4 protein-coding genes are annotated in these 5460 nt (G+C 67.9%); all 4 read right to left on the reverse strand.

Annotated elements, in window-relative coordinates; genetic code table 11:
• Positions 1-883, reverse strand: an 883-nt coding sequence (locus tag AZE13_RS38280) for a SulP family inorganic anion transporter (RefSeq protein WP_258527902.1), incomplete at its 3' end; no start/stop codon positions are given.
• Between the two features lie 1383 nt (positions 884-2266).
• Positions 2267-2716: a hypothetical protein gene (locus AZE13_RS20875; protein ID WP_066933954.1), complete on the reverse strand. Its 450-nt coding sequence runs from the start codon at positions 2714-2716 to the stop codon at positions 2267-2269.
• A gap of 1219 nt (positions 2717-3935) precedes the next feature.
• Positions 3936-4505 (reverse strand): RNA polymerase sigma factor, encoded by a 570-nt coding sequence (locus AZE13_RS20880; protein WP_079124203.1) that lies wholly within the window; start codon positions 4503-4505, stop codon positions 3936-3938.
• Between the two features lie 393 nt (positions 4506-4898).
• Positions 4899-5460: DUF6262 family protein (locus AZE13_RS34225; protein ID WP_220127587.1), on the reverse strand; the 562-nt coding region annotated here is incomplete at its 5' end.

Genomic DNA, 5460 nt, shown 5'->3' on the forward strand with positions numbered 1-5460 from the left:
GCGCCCCGGCCTCCGTCAGCCGCGCGAAGTCCGCACCGCCCGGCGGCTGCACGACGTCCAGCAGGCCCTGCACCTCGACCCGCGCCACCGGCAGATCCAGCACGGCCACCACGGTGGTCGCCAGCGCCACCGCGACCAGCGGCGCGGGCAGCATCCGGGACGTCGGAAGCACCACCCGGGCCAGCGGCTTCGGCAGCAGCGGGGCCGCCTTCCGCAACCGCGGCCAGAGCACCAGCAGAGCGATGGTCGACGCCCCGATGGCCAGGGCCGTCAGCGCCGTACCCGACCCGGCGGTGTCCGCCACGAGCCCCGGCAGCCCGGCCAGATTCGCCGGCCCGCTGCCCGGCGCCTCGGCGTCCACCAGGGTGTACAGCTGACTGGCGATCAACACCAGCCCGATCCCGGCGAGCATCCCCTGCACGACCGCGACGGAGATCGCCCGGAACCAGCGCCCCAGCCGCAGCGCCCCCATGGCCAGCTGCAGCACCCCGGCGACCAGCACCAACGCACCCAGCGCGCCGAGCCCGAACTCCTGCACCGCTTCGTAGACCAGCACGGTCAGCCCGGCGGCCGGACCGCTGACCTGGAGGCTGCTGCCGGGCAGCAGCCCGGTGAGCAGGCCGCCGACGATCCCGGTGATCAGCCCCAGCTCGGCCGGCACCCCGGAGGCGACGGCCACCCCCACACAGAGCGGAACGGCGACGAGGAAGACGACGAGGGACGCCGTGAAGTCGGCACGCCACAGCGCCAGCGAGCCCCGCGAAGGGTGGAAGTACGAGCGGGACCGGGAGATCTTGGCGGACCGGGAGGACTGATCGGATGAGGGCCGATCGGTTATGGACGGCTGGGATGGGCGGCGGCGGACAGAGTGGAACTTACGCATGAGCATGCCTCCAGCGAATTCGGGGTGCGGCGGCGCACGCCCGGGCCCGGGGCCGGCACTGGCACGGGTGCGAGCACGCGTCTGTGTGCAGGCACGGGTACGTGTACGGACACAGGCACCAAGACGGGCACAAATACGTATGCAGGCACAGGCACAACAGCTACGCATGCGAGCACGAGCAGCGGCCCACCGCGCCGTGAGGGGCCCGCGCGTGCAGGTCACCGCACAGCGCCGCACGAACGCGCGCCATGAAGGGTGTACGTGGTGACGGCTGGACCCAGCCGTCGGATACGCGGGCCGGGGAAGGCCCTGGGACAGCTCTGTGCTCTCAGCAGCGGAAGACGCCGTGGCGAACCGGCAGTTCACCCGATCTCGACAGCGGCACGGCCTGACGTCCAGTCAGCGGGGCCGTGATGCCCGGCCCGCTGTCGGCCTCTGCCCACTCCGCCGCCGACACGAGTGTGCCGGACCGCGCGGGCTCGGCCGTCGAACGACTGCAGCGCCGCACCGGACAGGGATCGGAGGTGGACTCCGTGTCGTCGGAGGTGGACTCAGCATCGTCGGAGGCACCCGACGCCATCGGGGCGGCAACGGGGGCGGTGGTCCGGGCCACTGGGGCAGCGCTCCGGGAACCGGCGCCGCCCCTGGCCGATGTGGGCGCTGCACGCTCTCCGTAGGCACCATCGGCGACGGTCAGAGTCAGAACGGCGGCCACAACGATCAACAGGAGTTGGCCGAGACCACCGATCCGGATCTTCGCCATCGTCGCCCCCTTCCGGTTCCGGCGCCGCTGGGCAGTTCACTCCATTGTGTCGGGCCTCACGTGCCGGACCGCAACTTGACAGATAACCGGACCGTAAGCATGAGGTTATTCCGACAGGAAGGAAGGCTTCCGTTCACTTCGGCGCCCGCCGGCGCACGGCCCGCACTACAGTGCGCTGCCCTGTGTCTCAATGCGGCATTGTCGCTCCACTGCGTGACCATTCCGTTGCGACGTCGCTCTATCTCGTTGTCACTTCCACGGGCCCTGTGGTGCCCCTCCGGCCTTGCCCACGGTGGGGGGAATCTCACCCGTGGCTCCGCGTGTTGTGGAGTTCGGGTTCGCACCCGCCAAATTTGGGAACCTGCTGGGCGCAAGGCGGCCCCGCCCGGTGGCGCAACACTGGGCGCGCTTGGTCCTCAACCCTGACCGGAGCGGGGCCTGTCAGCAAGGCGGTCGGCCAGGCGGCAGCCGAGATGCCCGCATGGCCCTTCCTGGCCCCTCCCACACCGCGAGCGTGCTTCGGTGCGGGAGGTGTGCGGGCTGTGGGGGGATCTGGACACGTGCGAACGCAGGCAGTTGATCACTGAGGGCAGGGCCCGGCCCGCCTCAGTGGGATGGGCTCAGCTCACCACTTCAAAAAGAAGCCTCGGTTGGAGGGCATGCAAGTTGGGCCCCAGCACCAGTCGCTTGGGCAGGAGGGAACGGTGCTCCGCGAGGAGAAGGCTGAGGTACCGGTCGCTTCCTGCCAGTTTCAAGGTGTAAAAACCCGTTTCCGTGATCTCTACGGATTCCCTGCCGGGGTCGTCGTCGGCTCTGTGGGCGATCCATCGCGAGTTCGGCGTACTGGCGTCCGTCGAGTTCACTGCGGCCTGCGCCCAGTCGTCGGTGTGGGGAGCAGTGAGGAACCGGCCGGTGTCCACCTCCTGGAGCTGGATCCTTCCATCCACGGGGATGACCCGCCAGCGGGGCAGCGGGGGCTCGGAGACCAGTATTGCGAACGCCCGCTCATCGATGCCTTTGACGTGCCCGCCGGTGGCTGTGATTTCGGCGATCGTGCCGTTGCCCGCCATACGCAATCTCCTTATTGCTCTGGGGGGAGAAGATCGTTCCGAGAAACAGCGCAGCAGGCAAGAGTGCTTGCCGTTCAAGCGCCAAGAACGCGCCACCGGGCTGTGGCCAAAGGCTGGTTGGGCGACTCGTGGCGGCTCAATTTGTGAGAAGGCGAGCCTGACCCTGCGTGCGATACCGCCGTGTTTTCCGCTCACCTGCGAGGGATGTCAATGTTGGCAGTGCCGTCCGGTGCGGGCGAGAAGGCTCACCGGCCGGGTCCTGTTTCCCTCCCCGCGAGCGGGGACCGCTCCGTGCTTTCCGCTGCACGGACCGTCGCATGACTTCACGTGCGGTGGATTTCGCAAGCTGCATGATGCGGCCATTCCTGTGAAAGGGACCTCTGGGCCCCGCCGCCTCTGGGGCAGGGCGTTTGGTAAAGTCCGCCGCCTCGCGAGCGCGACACGCAGGTACAGTTTGCGTAGTTGACGGATCGCAGAACAGGTGCTGTGCCGGCAAGTCGATGACCACCGGACGGCCCCCGACCACGGCATCGGCCAGGTGCCCCGCTGATATCGGCTGTGGACACGACGCGAGGAGACGCCACAGTCCTGGCACGACAGGGGGATATCCTTCGGCGTGCGAGCAACCACCCCGCACCACGCCGTCCTCAACCGTCACGCATTCCACCAACACCCTGTCCAGACGTAGGAAATCGAGGTGCCGCAACTCCTCTCCACACGCTAAACCAACGTGCCACTGATATGACGCACTGTCACTCTGCCGCAAATATCTTGACTGATTCACGGGCTGAGGCCGCGGGAGGAGCGTCATGTGACCCGAGGACTTGGCTGGGCAACAGCAGTACCAGCCCGTTGTTGATACCGCTCTCCAGATTCAGCAGCTGGCGGAGCTTGGAGGGGACCTCCTTGATGTGCTCCGCTGGTCCGGCGGCCATCTGACGGTACGTGGCGCCAACCGCCAAGTAGCCGCCACAATGCCCTGTCTGGGCCTGGCTCCGTTGACCGGGTTGGAGCAACCGCGAAAGAGCCCGCTCCAGTTGATCCGCGCTCTTGCGGACCCTGCAGGCCGAACGCCCAACCACCACGCGTTGATCGAGCAGGTCATCGCCGACGGCAAGTGCGGGCCCCTGCCGCCGTATGCGGCGCTCGGGGAGGGACGGTGTTCTGGCCCATTGGGAGTGCAGGGCCGGGCGTGGAGTCGGGCTTGGCCGGCAGCTGGTCAATCGGTGAGGCACTCATCGTGGTTTCCTTCCTGCTCGTCTGCCCTGAGAACGTGTCGTATGCAGTGTCTGGCGTGGCGGGCTGTTGTCTGGACTGCGGCAGGAGTGATCCCGAGGATGCGGGCGGTGGTAGCGGTGTCGTAGCCGAGGTTGTACCGCAGCACGATGACGTCGCGTTGCCACTCGGGCAGGCTGTTGATTTCCTGGTGGGTGCTCAACGGCGTCTCCGGTTCGCCGATCGGATCGAGCGCGGTGTGCAGGCCGGTGGTTTTGAAAGCGGCGGTGTCCATCACTACAGGCTGTCGTCTGCGGGCGTGGGCCAGGTCGATGGTGTGGTGCTTGACGATCTGCCACGCGTAGGCTTCGGGTACGGGCTGTTCCAGTACGGTCGGCCAGCACAGGACCAGATGCTCGAAGGCGCGGTCGATGGCCGCTTCGGCGTCCGCGAACGAGCCGAGGTGGAGTGCCGCCCAGTTCAGGTAGGCGGCGTGGTAAAGCTGGTGGAAGGCGCGGAAGTCGGGCGGTAGCGCGACCACGCCGGGCGGGCAGCTGAGAGAGTCCTGGCTCACCGCTTCCCCTCCTTCTGCCGGGCACGCCTGCAACCGCAGGCGAGCCCGGCAGTTCGCGCGCGCACGGAGACTGCAGTGGCCCGCCGGAGCAGTATGCGCACTTCACCGCCGAAGTTAGGCACTGCGACCAGCGCCATCGTCAGGTCGCGCGCAAGCTGCACATCCTCAGTCATGCACTCCCCTGCCGTTGTCGCTTCCCGTGCGCGACGGGCCTGGCCCCAGGGCGGCGGCTCCTCAGCATGGGACCGGACGCCGATCGTCGGCCGACTGGGTCCCCTTCTTCGCTGCCATCACCGTTTTCTCAAGCTCACCGCCCCATCAGGGCTGTGACTGGGCGGCCAAGCCGAGGGCGAGGCTTTCGGCCTGGCCGCGTGAAGGTGCCGAGCGCCGGTCTCAGCGCAGGCCGATCATTACTGAAGAGCGATGTGCCGGACTGGGCGGAGGGAGTGGGTGTGTGGACGAGGCTCGCTGGTCACCGAGAGCCGATGCAATGCGAGCGAGTCGCCGGCGCAAGCGCTGGTTTTCTTCGGCGAGTTGCCGATTCCGTTTCAAAGCCGCCTCCAGGTAGGCACGGATCAGGGCTTCGGAGGAGCGGCGGACGGTGGGAATCGGTGGGGAGGAGGAACGTCGGTCAGTGTCACGGAGGCGTTCGATCTCGGCCCGGATGTCGGGCTGGGTGTACAGCCATGAACGTGAAACACCGGCTCGGCGGGCGACGCCTTCGAAGGACACCGGGGCTCCGGTGCGGTCGAGTTCGCGCAGGGTCTGGGTGGCCTTGGCCCGGGTTACTTCGTGCCGTTTGCGGGCGGCGGTGATGAGTGGCGCGGCTTTGGTCTCAGCAGGTGTCAGCGACTGCCCCGGCTGTGTCGGCGCGTCCGGCTGTGGGTATGCAAGTTCCATCGCCCGCTGGCTGCGGCGGCGTTGCTCTTCCCAGTTCGTCAGCGCCGCACCACAG

This window comes from Streptomyces sp. NBRC 110611, from assembly GCF_001590865.1.
Lineage (GTDB): Bacteria > Actinomycetota > Actinomycetes > Streptomycetales > Streptomycetaceae > Streptomyces.